This is a genomic window from Sphingobacterium thermophilum, assembly GCF_039541675.1.
GTDB classification, from domain to species: Bacteria; Bacteroidota; Bacteroidia; order Sphingobacteriales; family Sphingobacteriaceae; genus Sphingobacterium; species Sphingobacterium thermophilum.
Window position 1 is genome coordinate 1 of sequence record NZ_BAABGR010000016.1, and the last position, 630, is coordinate 630.

The 630-nt window shown below is 49.7% G+C and carries 1 rRNA gene; it reads left to right on the forward strand.

What is annotated here, in order from left to right:
• Positions 1-188: 188 nt before the first annotated feature.
• A 23S ribosomal RNA gene (locus ABD873_RS08745) occupies positions 189-630 on the forward strand; the annotation flags it as partial.

Below are 630 nucleotides of genomic sequence, written 5' to 3' on the forward strand. Positions count from 1 at the left end.
GAGCACCTGCCTTGCACGCAGGGGGTCAACGGTTCGAATCCGTTATTCTCCACGCTTTCTGCGATATAGCGGAAAAAAGAGTTCTTTGACATATTGGAAGGAAGAAAAAGATAACGATAAGACAACAGCGGATTCTGGATAAAATCCAGGCGAGTTGTTCTCATAGTTAGCAAAAGGGCTATGAGGAGAAGAAAGTAATAAAGGGCACACGGGGGATGCCTAGGCTCTCAGAGGCGAAGAAGGACGTGGTAAGCTGCGATAAGCTGCGGGGATTGGCAAACGCGAATAGATCCGCAGATTTCCGAATGGGGTAACCTAACTACCTGAAGGGTAGTTGTCTAAAAGACGCGAACGCGCTGAACTGAAACATCTAAGTAGGCGTAGGAGGAGAAAACAATAGTGATTTCCCAAGTAGTGGCGAGCGAACGGGAAAGAGCCCAAACCGTTATTGTTACGGCAATAACGGGGTTGTAGGACCTTCACTAAGGATATCGGGATGAACTGGAACCGGATGGGAAGCCGGGCGATACAGGGTGATAGCCCCGTACAGGTAAAGAACGATATTCTGGAGGTATCCTGAGTACCGCGGGACCGGAGTAATCCTGTGGGAATCTGCCAGCACCATCTGGC